The sequence below is a fragment of the Marinobacter sediminum genome (assembly GCF_016820575.1).
GTDB lineage: Bacteria > Pseudomonadota > Gammaproteobacteria > Pseudomonadales > Oleiphilaceae > Marinobacter > Marinobacter sediminum.
Genome location: NZ_JAEMQH010000003.1, coordinates 133,370 through 149,986 on the forward strand (window position 1 = coordinate 133,370; position 16,617 = coordinate 149,986).

Here is a 16,617-nt window from a genome sequence, read left to right on the forward strand (position 1 = left end):
AAGTCACCGGTGGCAGTCCGTTCCGGTTACGGACTGTTTCCAAATTACGCATTATGTCCAATGATTTATGGGGTCATAGTTCGGTAACATTGCGTCACTTTCATGTGTCCGGATTCACCGGCCATTCAGCGCATCGAGTTAAAAGAAGCCCCTGTAATGAAAAATCTGACCATCCAGACCCGGGTGCTGTTGTTGGCATTGGTACCCGTCATCGTGCTGACTGCTTTCCTTACCAGTTACAACCTGAACCAGGCCCGGGAAATCGGCGATGAAGCTGTGGCCGGTTTCTCTACCGACATGGAAGCCAGTAAACGCGAAGAACTGAAAAACTATCTGGAACTGGCGCGCACCTCGATTGCGCATCTGTACGATCAGCCGGGCTCGGCTGACGATCCCGAAGTCCGTGCTCAGGCCTACGACATCCTGCGCCAGCTGCGGTTCAACGATTCCGGCAGTGCCGGCTATATCTTCGCCTACGACACCAACGGTGTGAACGTTATGCACGGTGTTAAACCTGCGTTGGAAGGCAAGAACCTGTGGGGGTTTAAGGATCCCAACGGCACCTACCTGATCCGCGAGCTGGTCAAGGCCGCCCGCAGTGGCGGTGGTTACGTATCCTACGGCTGGAAAAACAGCGATACCGGCCAGGTTGCACCGAAACTCGGTTACGCCGAAATGCTGCCGAAGTGGGGCATCATGATTGGCACCGGGTTCTGGGTGGACGGTCTGGAAGGCCAGATTGCCGCCATGGATGCCAAGGTTGGTGAATCCCTGAACGACGCCGTGTTTGGTTCCATCACCACCTCACTCGTGGCGCTGGCGCTGATTGTATTGCTGGCTTTGATCGTGGTGCGCAGCATCATCCGGCCACTGAAGTCGGCGGTATCCGCCATGAATGACATCGCCAGTGGCGATGGCGACCTGACCCGACGTCTGGAGATTGATGGTAAGGACGAGCTGAGCCAGCTGGCAACCGCCTTCAACAGTTTCGCCGATCAGGTCCATGGTCTGGTGGAGCAGGTGCTGTCGTCTACGCGCACCCTGAACGAGGCGTCCGAAGAGCTGAACCAGGTTATGGCGGAAGCCGAGGGCGGTGTTGAGCGCCAGAAGTCCGAGAGTGACCAGGTCGCGACGGCAATGAATGAGATGACTGCGGCGGCCCAGGAAGTGGCCAACAACGCCAGTGAGGCCTCCGAGGCGGCGGACCACGCCAACGCCCAGGTCTGTGATGCCCAGGGCCTGGTACACCAAACCATCGGTGTCATTGGTGGTTTGTCTGATCAGGTCGAGGAGGGCGTTAAGGTTATCGAAAAGCTGGGGTCGGACTCACGCAAGATTGATAACGTACTGGAAGTGATCCGTGAGATTGCCGATCAGACCAACCTGTTGGCCCTCAACGCCGCAATTGAGGCCGCGCGTGCCGGAGAGGCCGGCCGTGGTTTCGCGGTGGTGGCCGATGAAGTCCGCACCCTCGCAAGCCGGACTCAGCAGAGCACCCAGGAAATCCAGGAAACCATCGAACGCCTGCAGACTGGCGCCAGCAATGCCGTCAGCTTGATCGGCTCGATCAGCGAGCGCAGTGAGGCTACGGTGGTAGAGACCCGTCAGGTCAACGATGCCCTGCAGCGGATCAATCAGGCAGTCAGCACCATCAATGACATGAACAGCCAGATTGCGAGCGCAGCGGAAGAACAGACCAGTGTATCCGAGACCATCAACCAGAATGTTCACGAGATCGTGGCGATCACCGAACAGACGGCCGATGGTACCCGTCGGGCCGGGGCCGCAACCCAGCGACTCAAGGCCCTGGCATCGGATATGTCCGATCAGGTCAGCCGCTACCGGGTGTAATCGGCAGGGGAATAAAAAACCGGGGCTGAGGCCCCGGTTTTTTGTGTCTTGCTGGTCTCTCTGGCTTAACCCAACTTCACAGTAGCCTGATCAAAGATTGGCCTCGGCGAACTCCGCCAGAACCGAGCGTGGCACACCCTGAAGGTGGATGTGGGCGCCGTGACGGAAGCTTTTGAAGCGTTCGGTCATGTAGGTCAGCCCCGAACTCAGGGCGCTCAGGTACGGCGTATCAATCTGTGCCAGGTTGCCCAGGCAGATCACTTTGGAGCCGTTACCGGCACGGGTGATGATGGTCTTGATCTGGTGCGGTGTCAGGTTCTGGGATTCATCAATGATGATCAGGCTGTGCTGAAAACTGCGACCGCGAATGTAGTTCATCGACTTGAAGTGCAGGGGCACCTTGCTGAGGATGTAATCCACGCTGGCGGTCATGTTTTCATCGTCTTCGTGCAGCGCCTCGAGGTTGTCCACAATGGCGCCCAGCCAGGGCTCCATCTTCTCGGCTTCGGTGCCGGGCAGGAAGCCGATGTCTTCGTCCAGCCCCTGGGTTGAGCGGGTGGCGATGATGCGTTTGTACAGCTTGCTGGCCACCGTCATTTCGATACAGGCAGCCAGGGCCAGGATGGTTTTGCCCGAGCCTGCAGAACCGGTCAGGTTGACCAGATGCACGTCCGGGTCCAGCAGCAAGTTGAGCGCCAGCGCCTGGTAAATATCTCGTGGCACCAGGCCCCAGACTTCTTCGTTCATCAGGTCGTGCTGGTGTAGGTCCCGAATCACCACCTGGGTCTCGGACAGGTCGGAGACCTTGCCGACAAAGCCCTGCTGGTCAATCACAAACTCGTTGATGTTCAGTCGTGCCAGCTCACCCTCGCGCCTGAGGATGTGCTCGGTAATGCCTTCGCGCTGAATGGTTTCCACCTTCTCAATGGTGTCCCAGAACGAGTTCGGGAACTCCCGGTAGCCCTTGGGCAGCAGGTCGATGTCGTCCAGCAGCTGGTCGTTGTGGTAATCCTGGGCTTCAACGCCAAAGCCGCGGGCTTTCAGGCGCATGTTGATGTCTTTGCTGACCAGGATGATGTCCCGCGCCCGGTGCTCGTTCTGCAGCGCCGCCAGGGTATTGATGATCTTGTTGTCGTTCAGGTGCTCGGGCAACGAGTGAGAATTCACATGCTGTGTACTCATCAGAATCAGGAGCTTGCCCAGCGGCTCGGCTTTTTTGCCACGCACAATCGGGACACCTTTCTCGATCTCTTTCGGAGTGGCATCGCCCAGCAGTTTATCGATGTTTCGGATGGCCTGACGGCAGTCTGCAGCGACCGCTTGCTTGCCGGATTTCAGACTGTCGAGTTCTTCGAGGACGGTCATCGGAATGATGACATCGTGTTCTTCAAAGTTGAGGAGGGCGTTGGGATCGTGAATGAGAACGTTGGTGTCGAGGACGTACATCTTTTTGCGAGCTTCTGGTGCTCTGGGCATAGGTGGCGCTACCTCTCTGGTGGCTCAGTCGTTACCGGTACACCGTTGCGTGAGTGCGGTGTCCGAAATCAGCTTCAGCATGTCGTAAGTCGTTATGATACCGGTAATTTTTGAATCCCTGGTGACAAAGATTCGATGCAGGTGTTCACGCATCATTATATCCGCAATGTCGCGCACGGGCGTCTGCTCGTCAACCGATAAAACGCTCGGGGTCATAATATCCCGGACTTCGACCGGAACTTTGCCCATTTCCTCAAAAATCACCATGCGCAGGCGGCGGGCTTCTTCCTGCTCTTCGGACGTCAGGCTCGCACCGGCACCAGAGCGGTGTGCGTTCCAGCGGAATTCGGTGATGTCCTTGAGGGTAGCGATACCGACGATGTCGCCGTCTTCGTCAGTGACCGGGCTGCCGGTGATTTCGTTGTCGGTCAGGAACCGGGCCAGTCGGTCCATGGTCCAGGATTGGGGAACTGCCTTGATGGTCGGGGTCATGATCTCGAATGCGAGAACGGTCATTAAACGGGGCCTGCCTTCAATGTGTTCATTTTGGTCAAGCTTAGCCTGTCAGTGGGTGTGCGTCATCCCTCAATGCTCGGTTGGGCGCACATCCACCAGCCGATCCTGGTCATCATAGACCAGCTCAAAATCCTGGTAACGATCTTTGCCCGCCACCTGTTCCAGGGCCTTGAGCGAGCGCACGGGAATGTCCACCAACAGCGAATTGACCAGCCAGCCGGGCAGGGCGCCATTGGGATCGGTGTGTTGCAGCCAGATCATCCGGGTTTTATCTCCTTCCGGGATAAAACGGTACAGGGTGTCGGAGCGGTCCACGCGAACCCGGTTATCGAATTCTGCCCGCTGGTTCGGGGTAGCGTTCAGATCCATGACGATCTCACCGCTGTTGCGGTTGCCCCGGGTTCGGATGTGCAGCACGTAATCCCGGTCGGTGACCGGCCAAGGCATATCGTTGACGGAATAGGCGTAGCGGTCGTGGAAGCTGCCGGTGCCGAAGGCATAGGATTCGGTGCAGTTGTAGACCCATTCGACGCAGGATTTGGGGTTCATCATGACGGCCATCACGGTTTCGATGGGTGCGTCCAGAGTGGCCACGGCCTTGAACGCCTTGAAACTGGAATCCTGGTGGTCGATGGTATATACCCGGATGTTGTCGGCTTCCTTGCGCAGGCTCCAGCCATCGTCGTTCTCCGCCGGTAACTCGGTCTGGACGCCGGCCGCAGCGAGCGCGGTCACCAGTAAGGCGAAGAGCCCGCCGGAGATGGCTGAGGCGTAGCCCGTAAAACGGTGGGCTCCGGTCTTTCTCATGGGGTAAACTTCCTTGACGATGGTGGCCGGAGTCTAGCATGAGGCGATATCCGATAAGGCCACTAAAACAAGGGATTGTGAACCAGGTAACTCCCTGGGCCGTCGGTCCCGTCAAATGGCCCGAACTGACGCGATTATGACGTTACGCAAGCTCATCGATGGAAAGGGAAGGCTCACTCCCGGGGTGATTGATCACCCGGTGGAGGAGATCAATTATCTCGACTATGACCTGCGCTCGGTCATGGACCGCCCTCGCTCTCGCCTGGCCCGACGCTGGCGGTTTAACCAGTTCCAATTTGTCAGTGCCATGGCGCCCGGTTGGGTTTTCGGTATGGCCCTGGTGGATCTCAAGTTGGTGGCCAACGGTTTTTTCTACCTGTACGACTTTGAAACCGGCACCAAGTATGAACGGTCCTTTCTCCAGCCCTTTGCCCGCGGCACCCGGATTGAGCCCCTGCCAGAGCACGGCGTCGCCAGCTTCACCAAGGGCGATGTCTCGCTCCGGGTGAGTGCCGCTGCGGGTGGGCGTAATATCAGCGTCTCGGCGCCCGGCGGTATCCGGATTGATCTGGAGATCAAAGACGATAACGACCCGCTCCGGCTGGTGTGCCCGGCGGGTTACGATGGCTGGGTCTTCACCCGTAAATCCGCCGGCCTGCCGGTGGAGGGCGAGATTCGCTGGGATCATCGTATCTGGCGGTGTGATACCCATACCCGGGCGACGGTCGATTGGAGCTGCGGCTTCATGCGCCGGGAGACAGCATGGAACTGGGCTTGTATGGCGGGAACACTGGCCGACGGTCGCTCGCTGGGGCTCAATCTGGCGGCTGGGGTCAATGAGACAGGCATGACTGAAAACGCCATCTGGCTGGATGGGCGCTGCATTCGGGTCGGAACGGCCCGGTTTGTGTTTGATCGTTACCAGCCAGGGGCCGACTGGTATGTAAGCACTGACGACGGACGAGTGGCGTTGCAGTTTGTTCCGTCTGGCGTGCGTCGGGAAAAGCTGAATGCGCTGGTGCTGGCGTCCAACTTCCGGCAGTTTATCGGCACTTTCAGAGGGTTCGTCAGAGACGACGCCGGAAACAAAATCCCCGTAGACGGGCTACGGGGATTGATGGAAGACCATTACGCCCGCTGGTAATCCGGCGGGCGTGGTGCTTCGGTTACCGCTCAGGCAGGGTGACGTTCAGTTCCAGCACCGAGCAGCTTTCGTTGCGGTCTACTTCCACCTGCACCATGTCATCGCTGATCTGCACGTACTTGCGAATGACCTCAAGCAGCTCCTGCTGCAACTTGGGCAGGTAGTCCGGTTGGTCTCGCTGTCCGCGTTCGTGGGCGACAATGATTTGCAATCGCTCCTTGGCGACGCTGGCGGTGCTCGTTTTCTTTCCTTTAAAGTAATCGAGGAAACTCATCCCTCAGCCTCCCTTGAACATCCGTGAGAAAAACCCTTTCTTCTGGGCGGTCATGAACCGGTGTTCGCGGTCTTCACCCAAAAGCCGCCCGACAGCATCGTCGTAGGCCTGGCCGGCATCGCTCTCAGCTTCCAAAATGACCGGGAGACCCTGGTTGGAGGCATTCAGGACCACCTGGCTTTCCGGAATCACACCCAGCAGTGGAATCGCCAGGATTTCCTCAACATCACCCACGGACAGCATTTCGCCTTTTTCGACCCGATCTGGGTTGTAACGGGTAAGCAGCAGATGTTCTTTGACCGGATCCTGGCCCATCTCTGCACGGCGGGATTTGCTTTGCAAAATGCCCAGGATTCGGTCGGAATCGCGAACCGATGACACCTCTGGGTTGGTCACCACCACCGCTTCGTCGGCGTAATAAAGCGCCATCAGGGCACCGTGTTCAATGCCGGCCGGAGAATCGCACACGATGTAGTCAAAGGTTTCTGACAGTTCGTTGATGACTTTTTCCACGCCCTCTTTGGTCAGGGCTTCCTTCTCGCGGGTCTGGGACGCGGGCAGGATGTACAGGGTATCCACCCGTTTGTCGCGAATAAGTGCCTGGTTCAGGGACGCCTCGCCCTGGATCACGTTGACGAAGTCATATACGACCCGTCGTTCGCAATTCATGATCAGGTCCAGGTTGCGCAGGCCCACGTCGAAGTCGATAACGACGGTTTTGTGGCCGCGTTTGGCAAGTCCGGTGCTGATCGATGCGCTGGTTGTGGTTTTACCAACGCCGCCCTTTCCTGAAGTAACGACAATGATTCTAGCCAAGGTAAAATTCCTGTTTCGCGGTGGATTCGTCGTGTCTGCGGAATTATCCGGTCAAGTTTTCGCAGTCCGTCTCGATATCAGGCCTTGTCCAGTGGCGTCACCACCAGCAGGTCGTCCCTGAGCTGGATCTGTACAGCTTTTTTCCAGCCGTTGTCCTGAAGATCTTCGGAGATTTTATAGTGTCCGGCGATGGACACAAGCTCCGCCTCAAGAGATTGACAGAAAATTCGGGCCGACTCAGCCCCGTGAATGCCCGCCAGTGCCCGGCCACGCAGCGGACCGTACACATGAATGTTGCCGGCGGCCAGTACTTCCGCGCCGGCCTGCACCGGTGCCAGAATGACCAGATCACCCTCGGGCGCGTAGATTTGCTGGCCGGATCGCACTGGCTGATTGATCACTCGCGCGGGTGCTGGTTCGCCAGCGTTGGCTGCGGGGGCTTCTGGAGCCTTAGCACCGCCGGCTTCCGGAGTCTCCGCTGCGGAGTCCGGAGCATGGGTCCGGTCCCGGTGGCTGTTGCCGGGCAGCAGCGCCAAAGCCGCTCCACGAGCCAGTCGTCGCTGGTCGTCATTGCCGCCGCGTACGCCGACCACATGGATCTGGTGGCGCCGGCAGGCGCCGATGATCTTGAAGAAATCCAGTTCGCTGTCCAGGCCTTCGTACTTTTCCAGGCTGACAATGATCGGAATGTCCTTGAAGAACCCCGGTGCCTGGCTGATCTTGTCCCGAAGCGTGGCCTCAAAATCGTCATTGTCGAAGTAGTGTAGCTCCAGTGCGGTCATGGACACACTGGCACTTTTCAACTGGAAAACCTGTTTAACGCCGGGGTTAGCGGTATCGGTCATGAAGGGGTCTCTTCCATGGTGTTGGGCGACGGGCGCGGCCGCAGCGGGCTGTCTTCAAAACGGATGCCGGACCAGCCGGTGCTGATGAACTGGCGGATATTGCCATGGCTGGTGCCGGCCGGCTCATCCAGAACCTGACGGTAGTGCTGGGCAAACAGTGCAAGTGTGTCGGCCTCGGCCAGGTTGCAGTACTGGCCCAGGGCGAAGACCCGACACGAGCCGGCATTCTCGCCGGCAGCGTTGTACAGCGGGCCGTTGTGAAAACCGGTCGGTTGGTATTCGAAATGGCGCTCGATCAGCGCCAGGGTATCGTCGAATTCCGCGTGGCCGGCGGCCAGTGAGGCCAGATGGATACGTACCGCCTCGTTTACATTCATTATTTGTGGTCCTGCTTGGCACCGGTCTGGTAGCGGGTTTTCCACTCGTCATAGGGCATGCCGTAGATTTCTTCACGGGCCTGCGGATCTGAAATCTCGAAGCCTTGCTGCTCGGCTTCGGCGCGATACCATTTCGACAGGCAGTTGCGGCAGAAGCCTGCCAGATTCATCAAATCGATGTTCTGTACTTCCGTGTGTTCGCGCAGGTGCTTAACCAGGCGACGAAAGGCGGCAGCTTCGATTTCGGTGCGATTGGATTCGGGGATAGGGTTGCTCATAGGGCCTCGCGAAGGGGTTGACTCGTGATCATTGGATTTCCTGACATTCTCAGCATAGTACCGTAAGATACAAGGCTGTATAAATGTACAGAATGTTGACGCGAGTTCCAGGCACCATGCATCAGCGCAAGATCATTCATGTCGATTGTGACTGTTTTTTCGCCGCGGTGGAGATGCGTGATGATCCAACCCTGCGGGAAGTGCCGCTGGCCGTGGGCGGCGAGGGCGGCCGGGGGGTGGTGACCACTTGCAACTACAAGGCCCGCGCCTTCGGTGTGCGCTCTGCCATGCCGGGCAGTGAAGCCAGGCGGCTGTGTCCGGGCCTGGTGACTGTACCAACGGACATGGGCCGTTACCGGGCGGCTTCCCAGCAGGTTATGGCCATTCTGCGGGAAATGACCGATCTGGTGGAGCCGCTGTCACTGGACGAAGCCTTCCTCGATGTCTCCGAAGTCACCGATCACAAAGGCAGCGCCACATTGATGGCCCGTTACCTGCGCGAGCGCATTCGCCGCGAGGTCGGCATTACCGTGTCAGCCGGTGTCGCTCCCAACAAATTCCTCGCCAAGATCGCCAGCGACTGGGAAAAACCCGATGGCCTGTTCGTGATCCGGCCGGAGGACGTCGGCGGCTTTGTCCGCACATTGCCTGTACAGAAGTTGTTTGGCGTAGGGCAGGTGACGGCGGCCAAGCTCAACGCCCTGGGTGTCGAGACTTGCGGCGATCTCCAGAACATTGGCCCGGAAGTGCTGATGGACCGGTTTGGCAAGCAGGGTTATCGTCTGCACGAGATGGCACACGGCCGTGATGACCGGCCGGTGGTGGTGTCGCGCATTGCCAAATCAATCAGTGTCGAGCGCACTTTTTCTCAGGATCTGCCTGACCGAGCCGCCTGCGAGACTGTGATGGCTTCGCTGGTCGCCGATCTGAATCTGCGGCTGACCCGCAAGGGCGGGCGCAAACCGATCCACAAGCTGTTCATCAAAATCCGCTACAGCGACTTTTCCACCCATACCCTCGAACGGGTCCGCGAGCATGTGCAGGAACCGGAATTCGAGGATTATCTACCGTTGTTCAAAGAACTGGCGGGCGAGCAAGATCGTCCCGTGCGCCTGCTGGGGCTGGGCGTGCGATTCCGCAACGACGATGCGCCCGTCACTCAACTGCGGCTGTTTGACTGAGCTTAGCCCGGGAACAGCTGCAGGAAGTCCGCCAGCAGGTAGTGCGTCGACAGATACCCCAGTAACCCGCCAATTGCGGCGCCGGCGACTACGTCGGTCGGGTAGTGCAATCCCAGAATCACCCTTGAGGCCGCGACACTGAGAGTGAAGGGCAGAATGGCCAGAGCCAGGGCAGGGCTGGCCATGAACAACATAGTCTGGAAGCAGGCGGCGTGCAGGGTGTGCCCGGATGGGAAGCTGTATCGGTCCAGGGGCGGCGTGCCACAGTGGATGGAAGGAAAGGAAATGAACGGCCGCTCCCGAATCAGGCGTCGTTTTAATAGCTTGTAGGTCAGGGTGCAAGTCAGGCCGGTCAGGGCCATAAGCAGGGCCAGCGCCGGACCTTGGGCTGGCTCCAGAAAGGGGATGATCAGGATCAGTGCGTACCAGAACCAGCCATCGCCCAGGCGGCTGACCAGTCGGAAATAGCCGAGCACTGAGGGTACGCCGGCAATACGGTTGATGGCCTGGCAGAATGCGTATTCCCTCTGGTCCGCCAGTTCAAAGAAGCGAGATGCTTTGGTTGTTGATGGCATGGTATCGGGTCCTGGCTGTTTGCGTGAAAACCAACTGTTCGAACTGTTCAATTTGCGAGTTCCAATCCAGCTCGAGGGCGTCCAGTCGGGCCTGGGCCCGAATGCGATTCAGTAGCGTCGGCTGATCGGCCAATCGCAGGGCGCCATCGACAAAGTCCTCGTCTTCCTGCAGATCGGCTTTCATGCCGTTCTCCTCGTGCCGCAGGTGTTCGCAGGCGGCGCCGTCATCAAAGGCAACCACCGCAAGTCCGCTGGCCATGGCTTCAAGAACCACGTTGCCAAAGGTGTCGGTTTTGCTGGGGAACAGGAACAGGTCGCCGGAAGCATAGTGGCGGGCAAGGTCTTCACCGCGCCGGGTGCCGCAAAAAATGTAATCTGGGTGTTGCTCGGCAAGTTGCCGGCGCATCGGGCCGTCACCCACCAGCATGAACCGGGCCCGAGGGTGCAGGTTGCGGAGTCGCTCAAAGCAGGCCACTGCCATGCGTAAATTCTTTTCCGGAGCCAGTCGGCCAACGTAGATTACCGCACGCTCATCGGCCTTCAGGCCCCATTGCGCGCGCAGCTGCTGATCCCGTTTATGGGGGGCAAACCGGGTGCAGTCTACGCCACGGCTCCAGAGCCCGGTGGGCCTGATGCCCATGGCAGCGGTGGTCTGTGCCATTTTTCGGGTCGGCACCAAGGTGATCGACGTGCGATTGTGAAACCAGCGGCCATAGGCGCATAGAAGGCGCTCGAGCACACCAACGCCGTAATAGCGGCTGTAACTGTGAAAGTTGGTGTGAAAGCCGGAACTGACTGCCAAGCCCAGGCTTTGGGCCGCCGACACCGCCGCTACGCCCAAGGGGCCTTGGGTGGCCACGTAGATGGCATCGGGCCGGTCCTGCTGCCAGAGTTTGCGAAGCGTTCCACTTCGAGCCAAGCCAAACCGCAGGTCGGCGTAGCCGGGCAGCGGCAGGCCCGTGACCAGGTGCTCCCGACTGAACAGTGCCTGACCCGCTTCGGCGACCAGGCCCTTGCGTTCTTGGCGCTGACGGGGACGGATCACGGTAACCCGGTGGCCTCGCTGTATCAGGCCCTGACACAGGTGCCTGAGCGTGTTCGCCACGCCATTGATTTCCGGCGGAAAGGTCTCAGATACAATGGTAATGTGCTGTTGGCGCCGTGCGGCCTGAAGGGTCTCGGTCACGATGATTCCTGTGGTTCCTCGGACATGTCCCTACTATGGAAACCGGGCGTGACAGTTCTGCGACAGTCCCATGACAATCCCTTTACCCGTTCCACCATCCGATGCGGAGACACTATGCAAACGCGAAAGCTGGGAAATACTGACATTGATGTCAGCCTGATCTGCCTGGGTACCATGACCTGGGGGGAGCAAAACACCGAGTCGGAAGCCTTTGAGCAGCTGGATTATGCCACCGGGGCTGGTGTGAACTTCATCGATGCGGCCGAGATGTACCCGGTGCCGCCCCGGGCTGAAACCCAGGGACTGACCGAGCAGTACCTGGGGAACTGGCTGGCCCGTCGTGGTCGCCGTGATGACCTGGTGATTGCCTCCAAGGTGGCAGGACCGGGCAATGGCCTGACTTACCTCCGCAATGGCCCCCGTTTGACCCGCGCACACATCCGGGAAGCTTGCGAGGCGAGCCTGAAGCGCCTGCAAACCGATTACATCGATCTTTACCAGGTCCATTGGCCGGATCGGAGTACCAATTTCTTCGGTCAGTTGGGTTACCAGCCCAACCCGGAGGAGAGCTCGACCCCCATTGAAGAAACCCTGGAAGCCCTTGATGAGTTAGTCCGGGAGGGCAAGATTCGGCAGATTGGGTTATCCAACGAAACCCCCTGGGGCACCATGGAGTATCTGCGTCTGGGCCGGGAAAAGGGCTGGCCGCGCGCGGTCAGTATCCAGAATCCCTACAACCTGCTGAACCGGTCGTTTGAAGTGGGTATGGCAGAAATCGCCCATCGCGAACAGGCCGGTCTGCTGGCGTACTCGCCGCTGGCGTTTGGCATGCTTTCCGGCAAGTACCTCGGCGAGAGCTGGCCGGAGAAGGGCCGGCTCACCCTGTTTGAGCGGTTCAAGCGTTACAGCAACAGCCGCGGTATGGCCGCAACCCGGGCCTATGTGGAGCTGGCCCAGGAGCATGGGCTGTCACCGGTGGAGCTGGCGTTGGCCTTCGTCAACAGTCGCAGTTTTGTCACCAGCAACATCGTGGGCGCTACCACCATGGCGCAGCTGCGGGAAAACATTGGTTCTGCATCCATCACCCTTGATCAGCAAGTGCTCGACGCCATCGAGGCGTTGCACACGGAGTTCACCTATCCCTGCCCATAATCGGCGGCCCGGTCCCGTTAAATGCCGGGGCCGGTGCTGTTTGTTACACGTTGAAATATCCTGGATTATTTTTTGACGAAAACGGGGCTGTTCGCTGACAAAACAGTGGCGTATTTGTGTGCAATTTCACATCTTTCCGGCGTTTAATCATTAGACTTTAGACTTAGGTGTCTTTACAATCCTTCCAGTTTCCAGGTCGTTGAAGTGTCATGATTATTCGTATCTTTGTCGCATTACTAGCCCTTAATCTTGTCGCCTTCGTTGTCCGCGCTGAGGCTGCTGAGCGCGTGTTCGACGAGTTTGGCGAAACCGTCACCGTGGAGGACGTTTATGAGCTCCAGGAACGTATGTCCGGTGATTTTGACGATGGCCCGGTCGAGGCTGTCAGTGAGATTGGCTCCCGACTGTTGACGTTGACCCTGACCCGCTCTGACCAGGGCGGCAAGCGCTACGCGTCCGAGCCGGCCCAGCCTGACCATGGCATCGCGCTGCTGAATGAAGGTGCCTGCCTGAACCTGAAATGGAATTTCTGATCCTCTTCGGGTCCCATTTGTTCTTCTCTTCCTCGCATTACTAATCTCTCTGCCGCAAACCTGATCTGGCGCATTGCCAGCGTTCGGGTGTCGTGTGATCATCGCCCGTAACAACAGCCGGATTGATCCATAAGGAGCTTGGTAATGGCAACGGATACTGGTCGACGTTCAGACGATGTAGAGGCTTGTGTTGATGCAGTGATTGACCGGGTGGGCAAGACCATCACGCTCGGCCTGCCCCTGGGGCTTGGCAAGCCCATCCGATTCGTTAACGCCCTGTACCAGCGCGCCAAGGTTGATCCTGAAATCCAGCTGCACATCGTTACCGCCCTGTCGCTTTTGGCGCCCAGGGGTGGCTCGTCACTGGAAAAACGATTCCTGACCCCCTTTACCGACCGGCTCTACGGTCGGATTCCGGAACTGGCTTACGCCAGGGACGTCTCCGGCAATCGCCTGCCCGATAACGTGCAGGTCTCCGAGTTTTTCTTTAAAGCCGGCAACTACCTCAACAATAAATCGCAACAGCGGCATTACGTCTGCAGCAATTACACCCACGCGGTTCGGGATCTGATGGCGCAGGGTGTCAATGTGGTGGCCCAGATGGTCGCTCCGGGTGAACTCGCAGATTGCGAGGGCCTGGTCAGCCTGAGCTGTAATCCGGATCTGACCCTCGACCTGATCCCGGAGCTGCGAGCCCGGGAAGCGCAGGGCATGCCGGTGGCGCTGGTGGCGGAAATGAATCGAAACCTGCCCTGGATGGATCGCCATGGCGCCGTGGAAGAGTCTGCGTTTGATGTGGTGTTTGAGCAGCCCTCCACCGATTACCCGTTGTTCTCGGCGCCGGAGATGGCCATCAGCCCGGAAGACCACCTGATTGGTTTTTACGCCAGCGCCCTGCTGAAAGACGGCGGCACCCTGCAGGTGGGCATCGGTTCCCTGGGGGCAGCCCTGGTGCACAGTGCCATCCTTCGGCACCAGGACAACGAGCATTGGCGTGCGATGTACGATCACCTGAGAATTGTCGAGCGTTTTCCCGTGGCCGCGACCGATGGTGGCACCGGCCCGTTCGATCAGGGGCTGTATGGCTGTAGCGAGATGATGGTGGATGGTTTCCTGTACCTGATGCAGGCCGGCATTCTCAAGCGTGAGGTCTTCGACCATGCCGATTTGCAGGCCCTGATCAATCGGGGTGAGCTGAGTGAGCAGGTGACAATGGCGTCCCTGGATGTGCTCCGTCGCGAACAGCTGATTGATTCGCCCATGCGGGCCCGTGATGTGGCCTGGCTGGTTCGGTTGGGTATCCTTCGGGACACCGTGGAATTCCGGGGCGGCCGTTTGCTTATAGGCTCCCAGTCGGTCGATGGAAACCTGGACGACCCCCAGGCCCGGGAGGCCATTGAATCGCTGGTGCTCGGATCGCGGCTGAAGGGTGGTGTTACGATGCACGGCGGCTTCTACGTGGGCCCCGAGAGTTTTTACCGGGCGTTGCGGGACCTGAGTGACGAGCGCCGGGACCAGATCTGCATGACCAGCGTGAACTTCATCAATCACCTGTACGATCATCGCTTTGGCAACCAGCGCTTGAAGGTGGCGCAACGGCTCCACAGCCGGTTCGTCAATTCCACCATGATGTATACCCTGGGCGGTGCCGCGGTTTCGGACGGGCTGGCGGATGGGCGCGTGGTCAGCGGCGTGGGCGGCCAGTACAACTTTGTCGCCATGGCCCACGAGCTGCCTGGAGCCCGGTCCATCGTTACCCTGCGGGCAACTCGCCAGTCCGGTGGAAAGGCCGTCTCCAACATTGTCTTCAATTACGCCCACTGCACCATTCCCCGGCATCTGCGGGACATTGTTATTACCGAGTACGGTATCGCCGATCTGCGGGGCCAGTCCGACGAGCAGGTTTATCTGCGTCTGATCCGCATTGCCGATTCCCGTTTCCAGCCCGGCTTGCTGAAGCAGGCGCAAAAGGCCGGTAAGGTGGCCGCAGACTTCCGCCTGCCGGCGGACTGGTGTGACAACACGCCGGAAGCTGTTCGGGCAGCCATTGCGGCCGGGGGCGATGCGGATGTGTTTCCGGCGTTCCCGTTCGGCCGGGACTTTACTGACGAGGAACTGACGTTAGGGAAAGCCCTTAAGACCCTGAAAGCCGCAACGGCAACCCGTCGTGGTAAACTGTGGACACTTCTGCAGGCTGTCAGAGCCCGGGATCACGACAACCGCTTTGCGTCATTGCTCGAACGCATGGGGCTGGCGCAGCCATCGGGGCTGCGGGCAAAGCTGGATCAGCGCCTGGTGATTTACGGTCTGCAACTGAATGACACACCAACCGACACAGGAAACCCAGAAGCCTGATGGATGTCTCACAAACCAAACCTGACGTTTTCACCGTTCACTACGTGCTGAAAAACAAGATCGGCGAGCTTGTCGATACTTCAGAAGGCAGCGAGCCGCTGCACTTTATTTATGGCAGCCCGGACATCATCGAGGGTATTCAGAAAGCGGTGAAGGATCGCAACGTCGGTGATTGCCTGGAAGTCACGGTGCCGCCGGCGATGGCCTACGGTGAGCATAACCCGGAGCTGATCCGCAAGGTGCCCCGTTCGCTGTTTGAGGGGGTGGAGGATCTCCAGATCGGCATGAAGTTTCAGACCAATACCGGTGATGAGGCGCAGATCGTTCAAGTCGTCTCTATTGACGGCAACCTGGTCAAGGTTGATGCCAACCATCCGCTGGCTGGTTTCACCCTGTACTTCGATCTCGAGATCGTGGGCCGCCGGGAAGCTACCGAGGATGAGATGGCCCAGGGCCGCCCGCTGTTCTAATGGTGTTGTTCCCGGCGCGATCCAGAGCTCCGGCCTGAATATGGGCCAGGCCGGCCTGGACAGTGTTTTGGAGCTGGAGCGCCAATTGCGATGAGGTCAGCTCGGGCTTGACCCGAATCGCCGGGTGGAACACAACATCGACCTGAGTCGGCGGCTGTTTCAGCAGCGTCACCAGGTGGCTGTGGAAGGCGTCGTCGCCCACGAACGGAGTCAAATGGTCCGGGCGTCCCGCGCGGCGATAGCTGATGGTCACTGGCTGAATCGGCGCCTCACAGTCGGTGGCGGCGCCGAGCAGCAGACCGTGAAAGGGAAGCACTGTTAAGCCGAAACCGGTGGTGCCTTCCGGAAACACCAGTACCGACTCCCCCGCCTGCAGTTTTCGCGTAATCGAAGCCCGTACCCGTCTGGCCCGCCCACCCCCGCGTTTGATAAACAGGGTGCCGGCCTGTTGCGCCAGCCAGCCAATGATCGGCCAGTCGCTTACTTCCGCTTTGGACAGGAACAGGATCGGGGTCAAACTGCCCAGAATCGGGATATCGGACCAGCTGATGTGGTTGCTCACGTACAGGACGTTGCGTTCGGGCGGAGCGCCGTGAACCCGAATTTCAAACCCGAGACACCTGCACGAACACTGGAAGCATCGACGCGCCCAGGGCGTTCGATCAATTTGCCGGCGGGTCAGCAGGTCGAACGCCAGGAGGCTGGATGCCAGCAGCATGGTCGCGGCCAGGAATAGGCAAAAGGCGGTCAGCCGAAAGGTGAGTCTGAGCCATGCCATGGA

At 59.0% G+C, this 16,617-nt stretch carries 18 protein-coding genes; 7 read left to right on the plus strand and 11 right to left on the minus strand.

Annotation, left to right across the window (positions count from 1 at the left end; all coding sequences use genetic code 11):
• Positions 1-156: 156 nt before the first annotated feature.
• A complete protein-coding gene (locus tag FGO67_RS14110) occupies positions 157-1,851 on the plus strand; it encodes a methyl-accepting chemotaxis protein (protein WP_203301327.1) in 1,695 nt (564 codons plus the stop codon).
• Positions 1,852-1,941: 90 nt separating this feature from the next.
• Here the strand turns inward: FGO67_RS14110 and FGO67_RS14115 are convergent, their stop codons facing one another.
• The 3 genes from FGO67_RS14115 to FGO67_RS14125 form a co-directional block, all read right to left on the minus strand.
• Complete coding sequence (locus FGO67_RS14115; RefSeq protein WP_238942484.1) at positions 1,942-3,297, minus strand: PhoH family protein; 1,356 nt, start codon at positions 3,295-3,297, stop codon at positions 1,942-1,944.
• 54 nt (positions 3,298-3,351) lie between these two features.
• Positions 3,352-3,843, minus strand: a complete 492-nt coding sequence (locus tag FGO67_RS14120; RefSeq protein WP_203301329.1) for a CBS domain-containing protein — start codon at positions 3,841-3,843, stop codon at positions 3,352-3,354.
• 69 nt (positions 3,844-3,912) lie between these two features.
• On the minus strand, positions 3,913-4,650 hold the full coding sequence (locus tag FGO67_RS14125) for an START domain-containing protein (RefSeq protein WP_203301330.1): 738 nt from the start codon (positions 4,648-4,650) through the stop codon (positions 3,913-3,915).
• 136 nt (positions 4,651-4,786) lie between these two features.
• Here FGO67_RS14125 and FGO67_RS14130 point away from each other — a divergent pair, with 136 nt between their 5' ends.
• A complete protein-coding gene (locus FGO67_RS14130) occupies positions 4,787-5,794 on the plus strand; it encodes a DUF2804 domain-containing protein (protein ID WP_203301331.1) in 1,008 nt (335 codons plus the stop codon).
• 22 nt (positions 5,795-5,816) lie between these two features.
• On the opposite strand, the gene minE is transcribed toward FGO67_RS14130, so the two are convergent.
• From minE to FGO67_RS14155, 5 genes are all read right to left on the minus strand, one after another.
• Positions 5,817-6,068, minus strand: coding sequence for a cell division topological specificity factor MinE (gene minE / locus FGO67_RS14135; RefSeq protein ID WP_203301332.1), 252 nt, complete (start codon positions 6,066-6,068; stop codon positions 5,817-5,819).
• 3 nt (positions 6,069-6,071) lie between these two features.
• A complete protein-coding gene (gene minD / locus FGO67_RS14140; RefSeq protein ID WP_203301333.1) occupies positions 6,072-6,884 on the minus strand; it encodes a septum site-determining protein MinD in 813 nt (270 codons plus the stop codon).
• Positions 6,885-6,961: 77 nt separating this feature from the next.
• Positions 6,962-7,729, minus strand: a complete 768-nt coding sequence (minC, locus tag FGO67_RS14145) for a septum site-determining protein MinC (RefSeq protein ID WP_203301334.1) — start codon at positions 7,727-7,729, stop codon at positions 6,962-6,964.
• Positions 7,726-8,106 carry a HopJ type III effector protein gene (locus FGO67_RS14150; protein ID WP_203301335.1) on the minus strand — a complete coding sequence of 127 codons (381 nt, stop codon included), beginning with the start codon at positions 8,104-8,106 and terminating at the stop codon, positions 7,726-7,728. Before FGO67_RS14150 ends, minC begins: the two co-directional genes overlap by 4 nt.
• Positions 8,106-8,384, minus strand: a complete 279-nt coding sequence (locus FGO67_RS14155) for a DUF1244 domain-containing protein (protein WP_041340421.1) — start codon at positions 8,382-8,384, stop codon at positions 8,106-8,108. The genes FGO67_RS14150 and FGO67_RS14155 overlap by 1 nt, the downstream gene beginning before the upstream one ends.
• 116 nt (positions 8,385-8,500) lie before the next feature.
• Here FGO67_RS14155 and dinB point away from each other — a divergent pair, with 116 nt between their 5' ends.
• Complete coding sequence (gene dinB / locus FGO67_RS14160; RefSeq protein WP_203301579.1) at positions 8,501-9,565, plus strand: DNA polymerase IV; 1,065 nt, start codon at positions 8,501-8,503, stop codon at positions 9,563-9,565.
• A gap of 2 nt (positions 9,566-9,567) precedes the next feature.
• On the opposite strand, the gene FGO67_RS14165 is transcribed toward dinB, so the two are convergent.
• Both FGO67_RS14165 and FGO67_RS14170 read right to left on the minus strand, forming a co-directional pair.
• Positions 9,568-10,140 (minus strand): phosphatase PAP2 family protein, encoded by a 573-nt coding sequence (locus tag FGO67_RS14165; RefSeq protein WP_203301336.1) that lies wholly within the window; start codon positions 10,138-10,140, stop codon positions 9,568-9,570.
• On the minus strand, positions 10,106-11,326 hold the full coding sequence (locus FGO67_RS14170) for a glycosyltransferase (protein ID WP_203301337.1): 1,221 nt from the start codon (positions 11,324-11,326) through the stop codon (positions 10,106-10,108). Before FGO67_RS14170 ends, FGO67_RS14165 begins: the two co-directional genes overlap by 35 nt.
• Before the next feature lie 114 nt (positions 11,327-11,440).
• Between FGO67_RS14170 and FGO67_RS14175 the strand changes: the two genes are divergently transcribed.
• From FGO67_RS14175 to FGO67_RS14190, 4 genes are all read left to right on the plus strand, one after another.
• The gene (locus tag FGO67_RS14175; protein WP_203301338.1) at positions 11,441-12,478 is read left to right on the plus strand and encodes an NADP(H)-dependent aldo-keto reductase; all 1,038 of its coding nucleotides are present in this window, start codon (positions 11,441-11,443) and stop codon (positions 12,476-12,478) included.
• Between the two features lie 209 nt (positions 12,479-12,687).
• Entirely contained in the window at positions 12,688-13,011 is a 324-nt protein-coding gene (locus FGO67_RS14180; protein WP_203301339.1) for a hypothetical protein, read from the plus strand.
• Between the two features lie 144 nt (positions 13,012-13,155).
• Positions 13,156-15,366: an acetyl-CoA hydrolase/transferase C-terminal domain-containing protein gene (locus tag FGO67_RS14185; RefSeq protein WP_203301340.1), complete on the plus strand. Its 2,211-nt coding sequence runs from the start codon at positions 13,156-13,158 to the stop codon at positions 15,364-15,366.
• Entirely contained in the window at positions 15,366-15,836 is a 471-nt protein-coding gene (locus FGO67_RS14190; protein WP_041340429.1) for an FKBP-type peptidyl-prolyl cis-trans isomerase, read from the plus strand. The genes FGO67_RS14185 and FGO67_RS14190 overlap by 1 nt, the downstream gene beginning before the upstream one ends.
• On the opposite strand, the gene FGO67_RS14195 is transcribed toward FGO67_RS14190, so the two are convergent.
• On the minus strand, positions 15,796-16,614 hold the full coding sequence (locus tag FGO67_RS14195) for a 1-acyl-sn-glycerol-3-phosphate acyltransferase (protein ID WP_203301341.1): 819 nt from the start codon (positions 16,612-16,614) through the stop codon (positions 15,796-15,798). The two genes, FGO67_RS14190 and FGO67_RS14195, sit on opposite strands and share 41 nt — an antisense overlap.
• Positions 16,615-16,617: the final 3 nt, after the last annotated feature.

Coding starts and splice junctions, on each gene's coding strand:
- FGO67_RS14110 (WP_203301327.1), top strand. CDS start 157: ATGAAAAATCTGACCATCCAGACCCGGGTGCTGTTGTTGGCATTGGTA.
- FGO67_RS14115 (WP_238942484.1), bottom strand. CDS start 3,297: ATGTACGTCCTCGACACCAACGTTCTCATTCACGATCCCAACGCCCTC.
- FGO67_RS14120 (WP_203301329.1), bottom strand. CDS start 3,843: ATGACCGTTCTCGCATTCGAGATCATGACCCCGACCATCAAGGCAGTT.
- FGO67_RS14125 (WP_203301330.1), bottom strand. CDS start 4,650: ATGAGAAAGACCGGAGCCCACCGTTTTACGGGCTACGCCTCAGCCATC.
- FGO67_RS14130 (WP_203301331.1), top strand. CDS start 4,787: ATGACGTTACGCAAGCTCATCGATGGAAAGGGAAGGCTCACTCCCGGG.
- minE (WP_203301332.1), bottom strand. CDS start 6,068: ATGAGTTTCCTCGATTACTTTAAAGGAAAGAAAACGAGCACCGCCAGC.
- minC (WP_203301334.1), bottom strand. CDS start 7,729: ATGACCGATACCGCTAACCCCGGCGTTAAACAGGTTTTCCAGTTGAAA.
- FGO67_RS14150 (WP_203301335.1), bottom strand. CDS start 8,106: ATGAATGTAAACGAGGCGGTACGTATCCATCTGGCCTCACTGGCCGCC.
- FGO67_RS14155 (WP_041340421.1), bottom strand. CDS start 8,384: ATGAGCAACCCTATCCCCGAATCCAATCGCACCGAAATCGAAGCTGCC.
- dinB (WP_203301579.1), top strand. CDS start 8,501: ATGCATCAGCGCAAGATCATTCATGTCGATTGTGACTGTTTTTTCGCC.
- FGO67_RS14165 (WP_203301336.1), bottom strand. CDS start 10,140: ATGCCATCAACAACCAAAGCATCTCGCTTCTTTGAACTGGCGGACCAG.
- FGO67_RS14175 (WP_203301338.1), top strand. CDS start 11,441: ATGCAAACGCGAAAGCTGGGAAATACTGACATTGATGTCAGCCTGATC.
- FGO67_RS14180 (WP_203301339.1), top strand. CDS start 12,688: ATGATTATTCGTATCTTTGTCGCATTACTAGCCCTTAATCTTGTCGCC.
- FGO67_RS14185 (WP_203301340.1), top strand. CDS start 13,156: ATGGCAACGGATACTGGTCGACGTTCAGACGATGTAGAGGCTTGTGTT.
- FGO67_RS14190 (WP_041340429.1), top strand. CDS start 15,366: ATGGATGTCTCACAAACCAAACCTGACGTTTTCACCGTTCACTACGTG.
- FGO67_RS14195 (WP_203301341.1), bottom strand. CDS start 16,614: ATGGCATGGCTCAGACTCACCTTTCGGCTGACCGCCTTTTGCCTATTC.